This window comes from Brevibacillus sp. SKDU10 (assembly GCF_001645205.1).
Lineage (GTDB): Bacteria > Bacillota > Bacilli > Brevibacillales > Brevibacillaceae > Brevibacillus_B > Brevibacillus_B halotolerans.
On sequence record NZ_LSSO01000155.1, the window covers coordinates 71,832 to 91,556 of the forward strand.

Consider the following 19,725-nt stretch of genomic DNA (forward strand, 5'->3'; position numbering starts at 1 on the left):
CGAAACCGCTTACATATACTATACTGCGAAATCGATCGGACAAAAGTTTAGTTTTTTTCCGTAGTTTCCGGAAAAACGGATTTTATTTCCCTTGGAGTAGGCAAAGCAAAATGTGAGATTTTATTTGCTGTTGTGAAAATGAGATAGAAATTGCATGTTATCTGTTTCCTTTATAAGCGTTTGAATAAAGGCTGGCTGTTCACTGATAAACGATAATTCCCGGAATAATTGTCGCGTATCCTCTTGATCGTCATTCTTTACTGCCAGCATGAATACGAGTGATACCTTTTCCGATCCCCACTCAAGTGGTTCCTTCAATGTAGCAATCGCAATAGCTGAATGTCTAATCAATTTGGGATTACCATGTGGAATAGCGACACCTGAACCAATATTAGTCGATGACATCCTTTCCCGTGTAATAGCATGATGCATATATTCCTTCTCCACAAATCCTTTTTCATGTAAAACAGTTGCAAGCATTTCAATCAACTCATAGCGATGCTCAGCATCCTGATGTAAAAAAACTAAAAAAGGAGTGGTAAACTTCAAAAGCACAGATTCTTTCGGTCCCTGCTGTACAGGTTCATTCAGTTGTGTAATAAAATTCTCTAGTCTTTTTTCTTCTGTAGCCTCTACTAACGGAGAAATAACAATATAAGGGATATTTATTTCAGGCAGCGAAACAGTAGATATAACAAAGTCTACATCATGATTGGCAAGATACTCTTTTACATCAGCCTTAGCTAGACACGCTACAATCTGAATAGAAATAAATTTCCGTTCGAGCTTTGTTCGTAACAGTTGAGACATTCCAATCCCCATATGACAAACAATGACAACACTCTTTGTTTTTTCCCGATTGCTATGAAAGCGTTCAATGGAAGCTTGAAAATGTAACACAAGATAAGCTGCTTCCTCCTCAGGTATTGAAAGAGAGAGCGATTGGTAGACCTCTTCTAATACACAAAGCACCATATCAAACATATACGGATACATTCTCTTTATATCGCTTAGCATCGGATTCGATACAGGAAGACCGTAAGTAAGGCGATTTAAAGTTGTATATAAATGAACCTTCAAGCCGTCCAGTAAAGCTTGGTCATTCATAAATTCAATCATATTAAACTCAGACATGCGCGTAATCAATAGTGACAAAAGCTGTGAAAGAACTGGATTATTTTCAGTAAAATCATCTATTTTCAATGGTTCATTCTTTTGCTGATAACGAATTTTACCGCCCAAAATGTGTAAGGCCAGGTAAGTGATTTCAACCTCTGGAAACCTTACTGCAAAAATGGATTCCAGTGATGTAAGAAATTCAGCAGTCCATTCATATTCTTTTTTATCTTGTAGAAGGGTTCTTTCTTTCTCCGAGAGAGTAATAGGCTGTTTAAGCTTCGTTCGCCTAATCATCAGCAGAACATGTACAATCAATCCTTCCAGCGTTTCATCCGTAAAAAAGAAGGAATGTCGCTTTTGGAGCTGTTTTAATTCATTTTTGACAATCTCAACCTCATGGGATGAAAATTGCTCCTTAATAAATGAGTCACTAAGCTGAGAATTATTAGTCAATTGTGACAATCGGGCTAATGCTGTTCTTTTGGCTTTTTCGTTCCCTTCAATCATTAGACCTACTTTTTGCTTAGAGACCAACGTAAGTCCCCAAACGTTTAGCCACTTTTCAATTTTGTCCAAACTTTTTTTGACAACCGCTTTGTTGACAAAGTATTTGGAAGCAAGCTCCTGAACTGTTACAGGCTTTACATTCATAACTAACTGATAAGCTATTTCAAGAATCATTTTTTCATCAGATTCATATTTGACTGGATGATTCACCATGTGTAATTTGTGAAATAAGCTTGCTTTTTCATGCTCTTCTATCTCTAGGAAAACCCCTAATCCCGGTTTTCGGATTAAGGTGGCATTTGAATGCTCTCTAAGGTAATCCTGTATCCTTTTAAAATCATTGCGAATCGTCTTTTCCGAGCAGCCTACCTTTTCTGCTATCTCTTGTACTAATACATGCTGGTCGGATTGTGTTAATAGAATACGCAAGATCTCTATTTGTCTCGCATTCATTTGGTTCACCTGCTTATCTGCTAACAATGGTATATAGGTTATCTATCGGATTTAACATCACTTTTTATACCATAGAATTGGTGAAAATACTATATACCGCGCTAGCAATCGTCATACGAAAAGAACCAAATCATCTGTCTTGGTTCTTTTCGCAGGTACTATAGTTTCAAGCTATTTCTTCTTTATTATGAGAATATTGTATATAGTAGCTGTAGTATGTGTTAGCTAGCATGGTTACATGGGAGTGCATGTTGTTGTTCGCGACAAACTGCGCCAGATGAACCAAGCCGCACCCCCCCACAATATGATCGTTACAATACCTGATTCTCCAGCTATGTAAGTCCATCCCTCTGCTTTGGTTGTAAACAACTGCTCCAACCAACTTCGAGTAAGATTTATCATCGTATGACTGAGCACCGCTGGCCAGATACTACCGCTTGTAAGACGAATCCACCCTATAAAAATAGAAAGCGGAAAGATCATAATCGTAAACAGCAGTATTGTGACAATAAAATTCCCATCTTCATTATAGCCATTTAAGTAGAACGGATAATGAAATAGTGCCCATACTATAGAGGTTCCCAAAATTGCTCTCTTCATTCCATACGTTTCTGTAAGCTTGGGTTGTAGGTATCCTCTCCATCCAATTTCTTCACCGAATGCAAAAATCCCCATTGAGATCAGCATGACTGGGCTCCAAAATGCTTTTGTCATGTAACCAACATACTCAGGTACAGTAAATTGAGCAGCTCCGGTGTTTAAAAAATCAGCCGTTGGGAGCGCAATATAACCGATTCCCCAAGCCACTAAAAAGCTGATAAGAATTGGTAAACCTGAGAACCCTGCTAGAATGTACCACTTCCAATTCCCAAGCTTCCCGATTCCAGTGGAACGAATTGTAGCTTTACGTTCTGAAAAAAATAGAAGCATTAGCCCCAATACCAGCATAGGCGATAATTGAATGAGCCCGATTAGCAAATAAATCTTTGTAACATTAGCAAGCAAGGTCAATCCAAGAACCAGAGTACTATAAGCAATCGCGGCTTTTATTCCTTTTATTTTCATGATGAACCCTTCCTTTCCAGCTCTACGAACACGAATTCATCATAAATAGAAATTCTCAAGAATTTATAAAGTAAGAACAAAACGTGGATAACTTTACTAATTTTTTATATAATAGTTGCTAATTTTTAATATGCTTGATAAAATGTTATTTTTAACAAAACCACAATGTTGTTTTAATTTTTTTAAAGTCACAAAACCCCTTCCATAGATAAGGGGAAAAATACTGCAAAGGAGTGGTTACACTGGAAATGAATATAGGAAGAGAAATCAGGATGGAAGAAGCTACTGCCCCTACATTCCGCCAAGGCGTTAAGGATTGTATCCCTACCTTATTGGGCTACATTAGTATTGGACTAGCAGCTGGAGTAATTGGTGTCTCTTCTCACTTGAGCATTTTAGAAATTACTTTATTATCGGCTTTGGTATATGCCGGGTCAGCTCAATTTATCATTTGTGCCCTACTAGCAGCGAATAGTCCCTACTCAGCCATTATTGTAACTACTTTTATTGTAAACCTACGCAACTTTTTATTAAGCGCAACTCTGGCTCCCTCTTTCACCAAATATTCTTTATTAAAAAACATCGGAATTGGCGCACTGGTTACAGATGAATCCTTCGGTGTTGCTATCAATAAGATTACAAAGGGAGAGCAGATAAACGATCGCTGGATGAATGGTCTAAATCTTACCGCTTATATCATTTGGATCTTATCGTGTATGCTAGGAGCTATTCTTGGGAAATGGATTACGAATCCAATGGTATTTGGGTTGGATTTTGCTTTAACAGCAATGTTTGTAGCCTTGCTTGTCCTGCAATTGCAATCTATGGAGCCTTCAAAGCTCAAGCATTCTCTCAGTCTTGTTGTATATATGATCATAGCTATGCTGGTTTTATCCTTTCTGGTCCCTTCACACGTTGCAGTAATTTTAGCGACGGTTATTGTAGCTACTATTGGGGTGGTGACAGATAAATGAGCCTTAATCTATCCATTCTTCTTCTCATACTCGGTTGTACATTTGTAACAGTAATTCCGCGTATTCTGCCATTTTTAGTGGTTCGTAACTTACAATTGCCTGCCCCTGTACTTAAATGGCTTTCTTTTATACCTATTTGTATTCTCACAGCCCTCGTTGTGGAGAGTGTCATTGATAAAAGCAGTGATTCAATCGGAGTGAATTGGCTAACACTCATGGCGATTGTTCCGACTCTATTATTAGCTTTGCGGACGAAAAGCCTTGCCATTACTGTCATTTTCGGCGTTATTTTGATGGGATTACTAAGATTATGTAGTACATATTTATAAAACAAAATCCCCTTTGCTCAACAATAACGAAGCCATGCGTGCATGAACTTCATAATTGTTGACTCCAAGGGGATTTGATTTCTTTTTAGCTTGCTATCATCATGCTTTTTCTTCAAACAACCGAGCTATCTCGATAATAACATGAACAGCTTTTTCCATATTATCTACAGAAACATATTCGAATTTACCGTGATAATTTTCCCCACCAGTAAAAATATTTGGCGTTGGCAGACCCATATATGATAATTGAGAGCCATCCGTACCACCTCGGATCGGGTTGATTACCGGCTCGATATTGAGGTTTTTCATCGCTTCATAGGCAATGTCAACAACTTCCTTAACCGGTTCAATTTTATCGCGCATGTTGTAGTATTGATCATTGAGTTCAAAGCTGATATTTTCTTCGCCGTATTTCTCCTGCATCTTTTTCACGATGCTTGTTACTTTCTCTTTTTTGGCATTAAAATGATCTTTATCAAAATCTCTAATAATGTATTGAGATTTACTTTGTTCGACATCACCGTTTATTGAGCTAAGATGGTAAAAGCCCTCATAGCCCTCTGTGTACTCTGGCGCCTCTTCTTCAGGAAGTTGTGCATGGAATTCCATTGCTAGCTTACTAGCGTTTAGCATTTTATTTTTGGCTGTTCCAGGATGCGTGCTAACTCCCCTAAAAGTAAGCTTGAGCTCTGCGGCGTTAAAGCTTTCATACTCCAAGCCACCTAGCGGCCCTCCGTCCATTGTGTACGCAAATTTCGCACCAAAAGCTGCCACATCAAAATGAGCCGGCCCTCTACTGATTTCTTCGTCAGGAGTGAATGCCACCCTAATTTTCCCATGTTTAATTTCCGGATGCTTTAGCAAATAATCCATGGCGGTCATAATTTCAGTAATACCCGCTTTATCATCTGCTCCAAGCAAGGTTGTCCCATCGGTCGTAATCAATGTGTGACCCTTGTAGGACGGTAGCTCTGGGAATAATTCCGGTGATAAAACAACGCCCAGTTCTTTATGTAGCGTAATGGCTTTACCGTCAAAATTTTCGTGAACCTGCGGATTAACATTTTTGCCTGTAAAATCCGTGGCAGTATCTAGATGGGATAAAAAGCCGATTACGGGAACTTGCTTATCCGTATTTGCAGGGAGTGTCGCCATGACATATCCATTTGCATCCATCGCAACCTCTGAAAGTCCCATCGCCTTTAGTTCTTCAACTAGCAATTTACCCAGCTCTAGCTGACCTGGTGTAGACGGAACTGTCTGGCTCTGGGCATTGGATTGTGTATCAATCTTTACATATCTTGTAAAACGCTCTATGATATCCTGCTTCACTCAAATTCACTCCCTTTTTCATTACATCTTTTTTTATTATACCGCTTGATGGGCGATATTTCCATTTGGTACTCCTATTGCTAACCTATCAACTGGAATGGGAGGATTACCGGATTACCTACAATACAAGCATTCCTATATGCGGAGTAGTCTTCTATCTTGTGTTTTAAGGCAATTTACATTCCAAAATAAAAGCTGAAGGGAAACAATTACTGAAGAATCTATATGATGAAAAAATGGAGCTAGGCAGTAGTATCCTCGGCATAATTTAAGTTTTACTAAAAAATATTTGACATTTTTCTCAGAAAAGAGTAAAGTAAAAAAAGCTTAAGCAACCGAGAATAAAATATGAAACCTTCTTATCAAGAGAGGCGGAGGGACTGGCCCTTTGATGCCTCGGCAGCGGACTCGTATTTAGAGTGCTGTGCCAAATCCAGCAAGCATGTGCTTGAAAGATGAGAAGAGTGATTCTTATCCCATATAAGACCTCTTCTCACAAGAAGAGGTCTTCTTCATTTTTTCTCAGAAAAAGTTTAGAAATAGAGAGGGTGTTATTGATGAATCAGACAAAAGGAAGTGCGTTGGCTTTATTGCCGCTTGGTATATTTTTAGCACTATTTATTGGCTCTGGAATTATTACTGGAGATTTTTATCAGCTGCCAATCATTGTTGCTATTTTGATCGCGAGTACGGTTGCATTAGTAATGAACCGAAAAGATAGCTTTACCACAAAGGTAGAACGATTTGCTAAAGGAGCAGGCAATCCAAATATCGTTATTATGTTATTAATCTTTGTGTTAGCTGGTGCGTTTTCTCAAACAGCTAAAGGAATGGGCAGTGTTGAAGCTACCGTAAACCTAGCCCTTTCCGTTTTGCCTCAGGGTCTTCTAGTTGTTGGTTTATTTGTAATCGGATCATTTATTTCACTCGCAATGGGGACATCCATGGGCACTATTGCTGCATTAGCTCCAATTGCCGTAGGAATCAGCCAACAAACTGATATCTCTGTTGCATTCACAATGGCTACTGTTGTCGGAGGAGCTATGTTCGGAGATAATTTATCATTTATTTCTGATACGACAATTGCCGCGGTACGCACGCAAGGAACAGAAATGAAAGATAAATTCAAAACCAACTTTTTAATTGTATTACCAGCCGCCATTTTAACATGCATCCTATTAATCGTGCTTACATTAGGAAGTCATACAAATATTACAGTTGGAACCTTCAATTGGGTCAAAGTGTTACCTTATGCAGGAGTGCTGCTTGCGGCCTTGCTAGGCTGGAATGTACTTGTGGTTCTAATGGGAGGAACTGTTTTATCAGGTGTCATCGGAATGTTAGATGGAAGCTACACACTTGCCACTTTCTTCAAAAATGTGACGCTAGGGATTAGTGGAATGATGGAGCTTGTATTGCTAACCATGCTCATTGGCGGAATGATTGAGATTATTCAACATAATGGCGGGATTCAATATCTATTACATGTATTGACGCGTAATATTCGATCAAAAAAAGGCGCAGAATTTGGTATTGCTGGTCTTGTGAGCCTGACAAATATGTGTACAGCTAACAATACAATCGCTATTATTTTCGCAGGTCCGCTTGCTAAAAATATTTCAGATCAATATGAAATCGATCCAAGAAAATCTGCAAGCTTACTAGATTTATTTTCGTGCAGCGTACAAGGGATCATTCCTTACGGAGCCCAAATGTTAACGGCAGCAGGATTTGCTTCGCTTTCACCAATCGAACTATTGCCATTTGCTTTTTATCCACTGCTAGTTGCTGTTTGCGGCATCGTGTCAATCGTGATTAACTTTCCACGTTTTTCATCGAATGCCAAAAAAGCTAGTATCATAAAACCTCTGAATGAAAAAGAAGAAGCCCTATATAAGACATCCTAGTGGTTATTCTCCTTGCATCACTAGCAATTCACACGAGTTATGCTACTTACTTCAGAATATCGCTATAATAAATGTCAGGAAAACGAAATACGTAGAATGAAAAAAGCGGTAGGTATTAACCTACTGCTTTTCTATTGATCATTTTTTATCCTTAGCTGTCACTCTAATCGTTCATGTATCTACGCTTAAACAAGACCAATATTTTTTTGAGTCACTATCCTCCTTTATTCTTGTTGTTCTCACAACAGTTCTTTCATAGTGAAACGTAAAAAGCTACCTTCCATAAAGGAAAGGTAGCTTTACTTTCTACGCACGTATTTTTATCGTGCTTCATTGAATGAAATAAACTCTTTAGTTCTTTTTTTTTAAAACAAGATCACGGACCATTTCAATCGCTTTCTCTTTTCCAAGCGGGAAGGTTCCAAGAGACCATGTAGGGTTATCTAGCATATAAACATGTCCATTTTTAACCGCTTTTAGCTTACCCCAAAGCTCTGATTTCTGCATATCATCCAGCTTTTTCTGTGCAACAGCAAGATTGCTACCGTATAATCCTAAGAAAATATAGTCTGGATTAAACTTATACAGGTTTTCAAGCGATACGATTTCTACAAGCTTTTCTTTCGGAGCTCCTTCTGCCATAGGCAAACCTAAATCAGTAAATAAAACGTCTCCTAAAAGCGCCTTACCATAGATACGATATTGGGAAGCGTTTGTAACATATAGAGCAAATGTTGCATCCTTCGATTGCTTTTTAATTTCATCCCCAATTTGTTTCGCTTTTGCATCATATTGAGCAAGCCATTCGTTCATTTCCTTTTCTTTGCCTAAAATACTTGCCATTTCCGGGAATCTTTCACGCCAAGTGTAAAAGTCTCCTTCAAGCTGAACGGTTGGTGCAATTTGCGTAAGCTGATCGTAAAGCTTTTCAGTGCGGTTGCTTGTAAGAATCAAATCCGGTTGCAAGGCCATTACGTCTTCTACTTTAACTGAACTAGTTTCAACTAACGCTACTCCGTCAAGCTTTCCTTTTAAATAATCCGGTAAATCAGGTCCTGAAGTAGACATCACAGGCTTGATCCCCATAATTAATAATTCTTCGGTTGCATAAGCAAGGTCAACAACACGTTTTGGATGTACAGGAATTTTCACTTCTCCGCGGGAGGTTTTTACCGTTTTAAACTCAGTGTCCCCTGCTTGTTGGGATGCTCCTTCCTGATTACTTGCTACTGAAGCCGATTCCTTCTGACTGCAGCCTGCAAAAACAAACAATAGTACAAAAATAATCATTACATTCATAAAACGTTTCATAGATTGATCTCCTTTTTTATCTATTAGCACAATAGATGTGCCCTACGAGTTACTACAAAAAACCCCATAGTTTGTTAGGTTTTCGTTTTCATCAAAAGATAGATGAAATAAGGTGCCCCAAGAACAGAGATTACGATACCAACTGGAACTTCTGTACGCGTTAGTATATTACGTGCTACTAAATCGGCCAACAATAGCAGTAATGCCCCGACAAGCGTAGCAGTAGGGATGAGAAATTGATGCTTCGGTCCAACCAGTTTGCGGGCGATATGTGGTGCAACCAGTCCGATAAACCCAATACCTCCACCAGCCGCAACGCAAGCTCCAGCAAGTCCGGCACTCACAAAAATTAATTTTCCACGCTCTCCTTCTACTCTCATTCCAACACCAGTTGCTAATTCATCGCCTAGATTAAGTACATTCAGATATCGAGCTTTCCATATCGCATACGGAACAAGAATGAGAATCCATGGAAGTATGGCAATAACAAAGGTCCAACTGGTTCCCCACAGGCTGCCTGCAAGCCAGACTGTAGCATACATGAAATTTGCAAATGCAAGCTTTAGTGACACAACAGTATTTATCGCACCGATTCCAGCCGACACTGCTATCCCTACAAGAATTAAGCGAATTGGGGTAATCCCTCGCTTCCAAGCAAGCATAAAGATAAGCAATGAGGTTACACCGGCTCCAATTAAGGCAACTAACGGAATCATCATAACAGGCAGAACATTCTTAATATCCTTTGTTTCAAATGCAAAATACATGAATAGCACTACAGCCAATCCAGCTCCTGCGTTAATCCCCAGGATACCCGGGTCTGCCAATGCATTTCGAGATAAACCCTGTAAAATTACACCAGAAACCGCAAGTCCACTACCAATGAGCAAAGCAATGACCAAACGTGGCATGCGAAACTGAAAAAGTACCGTTTCTTGCTGACGCGTTCCACCATTTAGCAACGTCTCCCATACTTCCAATGGTGAAATAGGAATTGAACCTGAATTTAAGCTAATTAAGATTACGGTAACAATCATAGCAACAAGCAATCCCATGATGAGAGGCGCGCGTTTGTATAAAATTGATTGCATCATAAACTCCTTCCTTCCCTACGAGCCATATAAAGGAAGAACGGTACACCAATAACAGCTGTAACAGTACCGATTGGTGTTTCATATGGCGAGTTGAACCATCTTGCTGCAATATCTGCAAAGGTAACAAGTACACCACCAAATACTGCCGAACAAGGTATGATCAACCGATAATCAACACCAACAATCGAACGCATGATATGGGGAATAATCAATCCTACAAACCCAACTCCCCCCGCAACAGATACGGCTGCCCCTGTCATGAACAATACGATTATCGTGCAGCATGTCTTAATCAACATGGTTCGTTGCCCAAGTCCAATAGCTACGTCTTCACCAAAACTAAGAACCGTTACATAGCGTGACAGCATGATCGACAATAGAAGGCAAACGACACTAACTGGCAAAATCATGCCAATCGCATCCCATCGCACCATTGTTAAACCGCCCGCTGCAAAAAAGCTCATATCCTGAGCGATTTTAAAATAAATCGCTAGTCCAGTTGATAGAGCACCAAAGAGAGTGCTTACCGCTGTACCAGCCAAAACAAGCTTAACTGGTGACATCCCTCCCGGTGACAGCGCACTGATAGCGTAAACAACCATGACCCCAACCGCAGCTCCACTAAAAGAAAAAATAACCATTTCAAAATAATTAATGGCTGGGAAGAGAATCATAGCGATCGCAATCGCCAGACCTGATCCTTGTGACAGACCCATAATGGAAGGAGTTGCTAATGGATTACGAGTGATTCCCTGCATAATTGATCCAGATACCGCAAGGCAAGCGCCGACAAAAATTCCACTTAATGCTCTTGGCATTCGCAACTCGTATATGAGTAGATGTGCAGGTGAATCAGAGTTGAAAAAAAAGATCATATCCCATACTTCTCGGAACCCGACGTCTGCGGCACCATATGAAATAGACAGTAAAAATCCGAGCACTAGCAGGAAAACACCAATCGTGAGCATCATACTTGCAACCATAAAACGCGGTGCTTTATCTACTGCTCTGGATAAAGAATGAGCCGCTCCTTCTTCTGACATCAGTATAACCACCTTTATGTACAATAAAAAATTGCAAAAAGCATTAAAAACACGATATTGATAATCATTATCACCTGTTGGCCAGTACTTATTTTAGCAAATATAACCTATATGTCAAGTGTGTTTATTGTTAATAAATCTATCAATTGAGATTTGTCACTGAGAAGCTATTCAAATGATTGTACCTTTGACCTAGATTGATGATTGTTTATAGAATCACTGAGAAAATAAAAATAGAGGAATGTTTAAAAAACAATCCTCTTGAAAAGCAAATGATCTATTCCATTTGACTTACACAAAATGAAAACGCCTTCAATAATCGACCTCATTATCCGGTAATTTTGTTACCAGCTTAGCAATGTCCCTATAAAACATCGTAATATCCGAGAAGCCAAGTGAATCAGATATACTTAATCCAATTAAATCGAGATGATCCCAGCCTGCTTTTTTACCCAAATAGTTCCATTTTCCGATTTGCGCTTTCTGTCTGTATGGAACAATTTCATCTGTTTCTGGACCGATCATAGAATTTGTATTAATAACCCCATCATTTTCCCACCATGATTCATCAATAATCGGGCGATTTTGATCGTTTCGCAAATATGATCCCATAAAGAGCGCATTTCCCAATAATGCTTTATTCATTGATAGGATGGGGATATGCACTCCTGTCAATATTCCTGGCTTTGTTGCGCTGGCGCTATAAGAAAAATAATAGACATCTGGTTGAGTTTTTACCCAGCTATTCAATTCCTGGGCCCCATCTGTACTAAGATCCCATTGGCAGGTATCTTTGGTATCACTCCAAATGGGGCTATTCCATACACGCTTTGAATAGCTAACAAACGATTCGCCCTTCTTTTTCTTAATCCCCCATTGATCCAGTTTAAAGTCATACACCGTGTAGTCTGCACTATGCAGAAAAAAGGCAGTAGCAACAAGAAGATCCTTAGCAAATGGAATAAACGTTCCTACACCATCAGCAAGGGTTGTCCCATTGTGAGGACTAGCAAGTGTTGTAACACTCCGAACAAATGATTTCCCGCCTTCAAACAAAGGAGACAATTCTACTTCAGGATGCTGATTTTTATATTCCTGCTCCTCACGACTACCTTCTTTTAATAATTGGACAAGAGTACGGCTTGTCTGGCCCCCCATACTGTGACCGACTAGATGCACTTTATTGTCCTCATCCCAATTCACATTAAATCCTTCATACGTACGTCCAAAACGGGCATGTCCATGTTCCTCGGCATGAGCCGCTCCATAATCCACTGTTCCCCCATTTATTTGAGCATACAACTCACAAGCACGATCCCAGTTACTTGAAACAGGCCCTACAGCCGAGGTAAATACTTGGTAGCCATCTGTTTTTAGTTTTTCCTGTATGTCATGAAATCCACCCCAATACTTAAAACCAAGTACCTCTTCTCTTCCCCAGCCTAGAAACCCATTTACTAGGATGATCGGTTCTTTGTTATTATTTTCTGAAAATTCCTCCGCCTTAACAGCAGGTAAAAATCCAAAACAGGCATACGTCATCAATGAAATAACCAAGAGCAACATCGCTTTTTTCATATTCCTTCTCCTCCTATCAATTTGGATTTGAATGATGATACACCCGTGCAAAACATAATAGGAAAACAAAACACCTAGAACAAGACAGCTACCACCTAGAACCTCCTTTCATCTGCAAACTTTTTCCTACAAAATACCATCTATTACTAACATATATTATCTTATTAATTTTTACAATATTTTACAATAAAAATAATTTGGATTATTTTTATCAATGGGTGCAATTTGATGAACTAGTAAACTATGTAAATACTCTAGTAAACAAAGCTCCTGATGCAAATCATTAGAAATGAAAAAACGGCTCTGCCGCAAAAGCTGCGAATAGAGCCGTTTGATCGAAAGCAAATCTTATGCTTGATGAATCATGATCACTGCACTGCTGTCTATGACATTACGAGCACTTGGAAAATCCGCAAGTTGTGCATGTCTTACATCCTTCTGCATGCAATAATGTCGCAGAGCCGCACGATGGGCAGAAGTCTTTGTGATCAGCATCGCCGTATACGTCGTGATGCGCCTCTCCCTTGTCTGGAGCTGAGGTGATTGAATAGCTGCTAGTAGCTGCTACTGCCTGATGCTCGTCTTCCCCGTCAAGATGCATTTCTAACGCTTTTGCTACAGCATCTGGGATGGATTCCACACGGTTTGCTCCAAAACCAACTGCTCCTGAGCCGCCAATCCCTTTTAAATGTTTAATTAACAACCGGGCCTTGTTGCCATCTGGTAACTCTCCAAAACGTAGGAATAAGGTGGATACACGCCCTAAAGCCTCTGACATTGCAAACACATCGCTTCCGGCTTTTCCTACATTCACAATCACTTCAAACGGAGCATGATCTACATCGTTGATCGTAATATACGCTTTTCCAAGTGGTGTGTTCATTTTATAGGTAGCACCACTTAAACGTTTCGGACGTTTATTATAAGCACGTTCTGTAGCTCCATCCCTTTCGCTCTTCACACCCTGAGCCTGACCAGCAGATGCAGCTTCCTGGCTTGTTTTTGGCTCTGAGTCCTCTAGTTCGTTTGCTGATGCTTGATCGTTGCTTGCTCCTACCTTCTCTTCCTTTTTCTCCGTAGACAATACCTGTACATCACGGCTGCCATCTCGATAGATTGTTACCCCTTTGCAACCCAAGTCAAAAGCCAGCTCATACAAATTCTTTGTATCTTCTACTGTGAAATCGTGTGGAGCGTTAGCTGTCTTCGAAATGGAAGAGTCCACCCATTTTTGAATTGCGGCTTGAACACGTACATGATCTTCAGCGGCTAAGTCCATCGCACAAACAAAAAACTCTGGCAGGTCTTGACCCGGATGGGCATCCATCCATTCCTGAGCGATCGGCACGTACTGTTTATCAAAGCCAAGGCGACTTTGACGGAAGTATTCGAATGCATAATACGGCTCAATCCCTGTAGATGTACCTACCATCGTTCCAGTAGACCCCGTTGGCGCCTGTGTTAATAAGGTTACGTTGCGAACTCCTTTTTCACGTATTGCTTCTCGTACTTCTTCATCAAACTGTTTCATAAAGCCGCTCATGAGATATTTTTCTGCATCAAATTTAGGAAAACTGCCTTTTTCCTTTGCAATATCAGCAGATGCCAAGTATGCTTCGCGGGCGATAAAGTTATAGAGCTTGTCCAAAAAATCTAAAGACGTAGGACTGCCATAACGAATCCCTAATTTAATCATCATTTCGGCAAGCCCCATGGTTCCTAATCCCACACGACGCTCTGACTGCTGATTTTCTCTGTTCTCTTCAAAATGATAAGGAGTGGCGTCAATTACGTTATCCAAGAAACGGATCGAATAACGAACAGCTTCACCTAGGCTTGTCCAGTCTACCTCATTATCCAGAACAAATTTAGATAGATTTAACGAGGATAAATTACATACGCCCCAAGCTGGAAGTCCTTGCTCCCCGCACGGATTCGTACAAATAATTGGGTTAAAATACCAGCTATTAGACATGTCATTATAATACTCTGTAAATACAACACCAGGCTCAGCCGATTTCCATGCAGATTCAATGATGGTATGCCAAATCTCCCGGGCACGGACGGTCTTAACCAATTTGACGGGTTTGCCTAGCTCCTCGCGCCATTTTTTCATGTTTCCGTCCCACAATGCATCATAGTCCGGATCATTTACATCTGGAAACACGAGCTCCCAGTCTAAGTCCTCTTTTACAGCTTTCATGAAGCTATTGGAGATACAAACCGACAGATTGGCATTTGTAACAAGACCCATTGTTTGTTTTACCGTAATGAATTCCATAAGGTCTGGATGCCAATCATTCATCATTAGCATAAGAGCACCGCGGCGTGATCCCCCCTGCTCAATTAGACCTGTGGTATAGCTAAACAACCCGCCCCAGGATACTGAGCCACTTGAGGAACCATTGACTCCACGTACCAACGCACGCCGAGGACGGAGGCTGGATAAGTTAATACCTACACCGCCTCCACGTGACATGATCTCTGTCATTTGTGTCAGAGTATCCATAATGCCACCTCGTGAATCATGCGGTGACGGAATTACATAGCAGTTAAAGAGGGTTAATTCTTCGCTTGCTCCTGCACCTGCTGCAATGCGGCCGCCTGGAACTAATTTCCAATCGTCTAGCAATTCACGAAATTTGCTAGTCCATTCTGCTTGTTTTTCTTCTGTTTTCTCTACAGAAGCAATTGCGCGAGCCAAGCGATCCCACATTGCTTCCGGCGTTACTTCAATTGGACGGGTAGTTTTTTCTACCGTTGTGGTAATGGTATCTCCGTTTCTTAGTAGAATGGATACTTGATTTCCCTCCAGGGCAACAATTTCACCCACTTCTTTTTGCGGAAATTTCGGGTCATCCTTGGTTAATACAAGAACGGTATCTCCAACCTTTGTATTTATGTAATCCAGATCTTTCATTGCATAGCGGTCCAAAAAGATCTTTTCACTTAGCCCTTCCAATGGCTTATATTCTACTAAACCCACGGTCTTTTCCCCTCCAAAATTTATTTCAAATTGACCCTCTCAGATCATTTTGTTATCTTTATGTAAGACGGTTTTAACGATACCATACGCCCGTCCACAAATCAATATATTGACTATATAAGAATTTTTTTCGACATTTATCACTAGATATTGTGTTACTATCATCCTATTCCCTTGGGAGGAACTTTCATGTATTATGTAGATGGAGCTTGGTATAAACCAGATGAGCCTGCTATTTTTCCAGAGGATCGAGGCTATCAGTTTGGGGACGGAATTTATGAGGTTGTGCGTATCTATAATGGTCGCTTCTATCAGTGGGACGAGCACATGCTTCGCTTGGAACGCAGTGCAAAGGAGCTTTCTCTAACGATCCCCACTCGCACAGAATTAACCGAAATTGCTCATAAAGTCCTTAGACAGTATTCATTGCAATTTTCTGAAGATGCAATCCTTTACATGCAAATTACTCGTGGAGTGTCAGAGCGACAATTTACATTCCCGTCAAATACCCGCCCTATTTTAACGATGTATGCTGTCACTAAATTACGCCCGATTCAACAGATGCAAAATGGTTTAAGGGCTGGACTTGTCGATGACATTCGTTGGTTGCGTTGTGATATTAAAAGTCTTAATCTGCTCGGTGCCACTTGGGCTAAACAGCAAGCGACAGAGCAAGGAGTGGACGAAGCCATTCTTCACCGAAATGGAACCATTACGGAAGCTACTTCAGCAAATCTATTTGCTGTGAAAGATGGCAAAATACATACCCATCCAGCTACTAACCTAATTTTGCACGGGATTACGCGGCAAACTGTTATTCAATTAGCCAAAAATCTGGGCATCCCGGTTGTAGAAGAAGCATTTTCTGTGAATTTTGCTCAATTGGCCGATGAATTATTCATCACTGGTACTACTAGCGAAATAACTCCCATAATTGAGCTTCAAGGTACGCCTGTAGGAAATGGTAAAGCGGGTACGATCGTTCAACGTTTACAAAAAGCCTTTGAAGAGCACATCGCTATTGACAGTAATAGCATCACGAAGTAAAAGACAGGGTGTACATCTTTTTTTAAAAGAGTCCTCTTCTATAAGCGAAGGTATTTTTCTAGTAAAAAAGCCGTTCTCCTCGTTGATGTCTGAGGGAACGGCTTTTTCTTACGCCTACAGTATTTTTTTGCTTCCGCTTATGTTTATTTTCTCCAAAGCTTCATTGTGTTTGACCATAGTTCAAGAAAAGTGGCTTCAGGTGCTTCTATCGGCGGAAATTCCATTCATCCGTACTATAACGATTTTCCGCTAATTCTTTTGCCAATTGCTGCTCTTCGGCTGTCAAATCCATCGGGACAAGCTCAATGCCCAGGCCCTCGGCAAACCCTTGATAAAAAGCTTCAATCGCTTCTTCTAAAGAAATAGGTTTTGAACTTACTTCGTTTATCGTAACGGCTTTTTGTTTAAAGCTATTCATCATCCGTTCCTTGACACGTTCACTCGGGAAGGTTAACAGAGAAAATAGCAGATCAACATCCATATCCAACAAGATGGAGCCATGCTGTAGGATAACGCCCTTCTGACGTGTTTGTGCGCTGCCTGCTACTTTTTTTCCTTCTACCACTAATTCATACCAGGAAGGGGAATCAAAGCATGCAGACGAGCCTGGAGAATCGTATTTTGCCTTCTCCTCCTCTGTAGCAAGCGACACCATCTCCGCTTTTAACCCTAGCTTCTGAAATCCATGTAATAAGCCCATGGAAATCACCTTATAAGCTTCTGTGACGCTTTTTGGCATCTGCGGATGGTCTTCAGATACAATCACACTATAGGTAAGCTCAGCATCATGAAGGACTGCTCGCCCTCCTGTCGGGCGTCGAACCAATCCAAGTCCAAGGCGCTTCACTTCATCAATATTGATCTCTTTTTCCATTTTTTGAAAATAACCGATGGAGAGAGTTGCCGGGTTCCATGTATAAAAACGAACGGTAGGCGGTACTTTTCCTTGGCTGTGCAAAGTTAAAATGGCTTCGTCAATTGCCATATTCATTTCAGGTGACATAGGCGGAGTCACCACATAACGCCATTTTTCCATTTCCATGCTAAATACCTCCCATATATCTACGTCCAATCAAGCGGCTGGGAGCAATCTTGTTAATGAGGACTGCTCGCACTCTATATCTGTCGCAAACAACGCTGCTTAGACATCGTACACTCCTCATTGTAAGGCTTCTATAGAGTAAGAGACAAGCGCCAACTGTCGAGCGCCTGTCTCACTCTATATTTCTTGATTACATTTATACTTTAAAATTGTTCATTACAGTCTGCATATCATTGGTCATTTCTGACATAACTTCTGCTGTCGTGGCCACTTCCTGTGAGGAAGCTGTTGTTTGTTCAGAAGTGCTGGCAATCTCTTCTGTTTTCGCAAATATTTCTTCCGCAACGGCCGTACTATTTTCTACTCTTGCAGAAATGGTTTCTTTTTCTTGAAGGATATGGCCGGCGCTTTGACTTAGATGATGAATTTTCGGTCCGATATCTTCTACAGCTTTTGTAATGCTGGCAAAGGAATGTAATGCATTAGCAATATCGTTTTTCTGCGTATACATTTCCGTCTGCATGTCATCTGCTGTTTGCAACATATGCTCGGAATCCTTAGAAATCGTACCAATCTGGTCACTAATGCGTTGGGAGAAAATGCGAGATTGTTCTGCTAGCTTTCTCACCTCATTTGCTACTACTGCAAAGCCCTTTCCATGTTCACCAGCACGTGCCGATTCAATTGCTGCATTTAAGGCTAGTAAATTAGTCTGATCCGCTATCGTATTAATTAAACCTGTAATTTCATCAATCTTGTTTACATTCTCATTTACTTTAGTGATATTTCTAATTAGTCCTAAGAAGACTTCATTGGTATGCTCCACAGATTGAGCTGCTTTATTCATATGTATGTCGCTTTCGCGTGCTACGTCTTGAATATCACGAGTTAATCCATCGACTACTTGAATAGATTGGACAATTTCCGTTAGCTGTTCGCCGAATTCAGCCATGGTCTCAGCGATCGCTACTAGGTCTCTGGTTTGTTCTCCCACCCCTGTAGAGGTTTCATGGACAGATTGTGAGACGGTTTCAAACGCCGCACTTAACTGCTCCGATATAGCACTTAAATTAAGTGAAGCCTTTGTTAAATCATCTGATTTTCGTTGTACAGTCTCAATCATTGCTGAGGTATTTACGACGGCATTCGCCAATGCCCCTCTCATTTTACCAAACTCCGTATTGTCAGCTTCCTCAATCTTAATGGTAAGATTCCCTTTTCCAAATTCTTCACAGTACTGAATCATTTCTGTAGCAGAATTATTAATGGATGTAGAAAGAATATATGATACCAAAACAACGATAAAAATAACAGATCCCATTAAAATAGCATAGTAGTTCCAGGCGTTCTCATATTTTTCTGTTGCATCTGAGTCTAGCTTGTCTCCATTTGTTGTTAAGTAAAGAATGAGGTCATTTACATTTTTATCCAACTTAATCGCATAATCGGCAAAGGTCTGCTTAACATCTTGCGGGACTGGGTTGTTTGCCTTTAAATACGTATCGCGAATCGTCACCCAATTTTCAAGATAGCCACGCAATAATTGATCGATCTGCGTCTTCTTTTCTCGGTCAAACTCATATTCTTCCCGATTCGTAAAGTAATCAGCTTCCGAAGCTAAAACAGTATTGTACAGCTTATCAATCTCGTCATAATTTTTTGCATCATACTCACTTATTGTTTGCAGAACAGCAAATCTTAGCTTATAAAAGTCTGAACGTAAATTATTGGCTTTCACTAATGGATCTACGACATCTCGATTAATTAACGTAGATGAATCATTAATATCTTTCATAAAATACATTCCTAGCCCACTCATAATCAAGCTGAACAGTAAACCAATCGCAACAAGGATACGAATATTGGTCACTAGGCTAATTTTCTTACAAATATTAAATACTTTCATTCGGTATGATTCCCTCCAGTCATTCCTATACA

14 protein-coding genes and 1 riboswitch are annotated in these 19,725 nt (G+C 40.3%); of the genes, 4 read left to right on the top strand and 10 right to left on the bottom strand.

The annotated features are described in order from the left end of the window. Positions 1 to 120: 120 nt before the first annotated feature. Both AYJ08_RS12210 and AYJ08_RS12215 read right to left on the bottom strand, forming a co-directional pair. Positions 121 to 2,079, bottom strand: coding sequence for a BglG family transcription antiterminator (locus tag AYJ08_RS12210; protein ID WP_064017956.1), 1,959 nt, complete (start codon positions 2,077 to 2,079; stop codon positions 121 to 123). Between the two features lie 234 nt (positions 2,080 to 2,313). Further along, the gene (locus tag AYJ08_RS12215; RefSeq protein ID WP_064017957.1) at positions 2,314 to 3,144 is read right to left on the bottom strand and encodes a CPBP family intramembrane glutamic endopeptidase; all 831 of its coding nucleotides are present in this window, start codon (positions 3,142 to 3,144) and stop codon (positions 2,314 to 2,316) included. A 248-nt stretch (positions 3,145 to 3,392) separates the two neighbouring features. Between AYJ08_RS12215 and AYJ08_RS12220 the strand changes: the two genes are divergently transcribed. After that, positions 3,393 to 4,118, top strand: coding sequence for an AzlC family ABC transporter permease (locus tag AYJ08_RS12220; RefSeq protein WP_064017958.1), 726 nt, complete (start codon positions 3,393 to 3,395; stop codon positions 4,116 to 4,118). After that, on the top strand, positions 4,115 to 4,447 hold the full coding sequence (locus AYJ08_RS12225; RefSeq protein WP_064017959.1) for an AzlD domain-containing protein: 333 nt from the start codon (positions 4,115 to 4,117) through the stop codon (positions 4,445 to 4,447). The genes AYJ08_RS12220 and AYJ08_RS12225 overlap by 4 nt, the downstream gene beginning before the upstream one ends. A 99-nt stretch (positions 4,448 to 4,546) precedes the next feature. On the opposite strand, the gene pepT is transcribed toward AYJ08_RS12225, so the two are convergent. Continuing rightward, positions 4,547 to 5,779: a peptidase T gene (gene pepT / locus AYJ08_RS12230; protein WP_064017960.1), complete on the bottom strand. Its 1,233-nt coding sequence runs from the start codon at positions 5,777 to 5,779 to the stop codon at positions 4,547 to 4,549. A gap of 356 nt (positions 5,780 to 6,135) precedes the next feature. Further along, positions 6,136 to 6,241: riboswitch (SAM riboswitch) on the top strand. Positions 6,242 to 6,336: 95 nt separating this feature from the next. Between pepT and AYJ08_RS12235 the strand changes: the two genes are divergently transcribed. After that, complete coding sequence (locus AYJ08_RS12235) at positions 6,337 to 7,686, top strand: Na+/H+ antiporter NhaC family protein (RefSeq protein WP_064017961.1); 1,350 nt, start codon at positions 6,337 to 6,339, stop codon at positions 7,684 to 7,686. Between the two features lie 351 nt (positions 7,687 to 8,037). Here AYJ08_RS12235 and AYJ08_RS12240 read toward each other — a convergent pair whose 3' ends face one another. The 5 genes from AYJ08_RS12240 to AYJ08_RS12260 all read right to left on the bottom strand — a co-directional run bounded on the left by AYJ08_RS12240 (position 8,038) and on the right by AYJ08_RS12260 (position 15,698). Further along, entirely contained in the window at positions 8,038 to 8,997 is a 960-nt protein-coding gene (locus tag AYJ08_RS12240) for an ABC transporter substrate-binding protein (RefSeq protein WP_064017962.1), read from the bottom strand. Positions 8,998 to 9,071: 74 nt separating this feature from the next. Further along, a complete protein-coding gene (locus AYJ08_RS12245) occupies positions 9,072 to 10,091 on the bottom strand; it encodes a FecCD family ABC transporter permease (RefSeq protein WP_064017963.1) in 1,020 nt (339 codons plus the stop codon). Further along, entirely contained in the window at positions 10,088 to 11,134 is a 1,047-nt protein-coding gene (locus AYJ08_RS12250; RefSeq protein WP_064017964.1) for a FecCD family ABC transporter permease, read from the bottom strand. Before AYJ08_RS12250 ends, AYJ08_RS12245 begins: the two co-directional genes overlap by 4 nt. A 312-nt stretch (positions 11,135 to 11,446) precedes the next feature. Next, entirely contained in the window at positions 11,447 to 12,712 is a 1,266-nt protein-coding gene (locus AYJ08_RS12255; protein WP_064017965.1) for a lipase family alpha/beta hydrolase, read from the bottom strand. A 391-nt stretch (positions 12,713 to 13,103) separates the two neighbouring features. Beyond that, on the bottom strand, positions 13,104 to 15,698 hold the full coding sequence (locus AYJ08_RS12260) for an adenosylcobalamin-dependent ribonucleoside-diphosphate reductase (RefSeq protein ID WP_064017966.1): 2,595 nt from the start codon (positions 15,696 to 15,698) through the stop codon (positions 13,104 to 13,106). Positions 15,699 to 15,887: 189 nt separating this feature from the next. Here AYJ08_RS12260 and dat point away from each other — a divergent pair, with 189 nt between their 5' ends. Then, the gene (gene dat, locus AYJ08_RS12265; protein WP_064017967.1) at positions 15,888 to 16,745 is read left to right on the top strand and encodes a D-amino-acid transaminase; all 858 of its coding nucleotides are present in this window, start codon (positions 15,888 to 15,890) and stop codon (positions 16,743 to 16,745) included. Between the two features lie 205 nt (positions 16,746 to 16,950). Here the strand turns inward: dat and AYJ08_RS12270 are convergent, their stop codons facing one another. Together AYJ08_RS12270 and AYJ08_RS12275 are read right to left on the bottom strand one after the other, a co-directional pair. Next, positions 16,951 to 17,781 carry a lipoate--protein ligase family protein gene (locus tag AYJ08_RS12270; RefSeq protein WP_197490650.1) on the bottom strand — a complete coding sequence of 277 codons (831 nt, stop codon included), beginning with the start codon at positions 17,779 to 17,781 and terminating at the stop codon, positions 16,951 to 16,953. 202 nt (positions 17,782 to 17,983) lie between these two features. Continuing rightward, entirely contained in the window at positions 17,984 to 19,693 is a 1,710-nt protein-coding gene (locus tag AYJ08_RS12275) for a methyl-accepting chemotaxis protein (RefSeq protein ID WP_064017969.1), read from the bottom strand. Positions 19,694 to 19,725 lie beyond the last annotated feature (32 nt).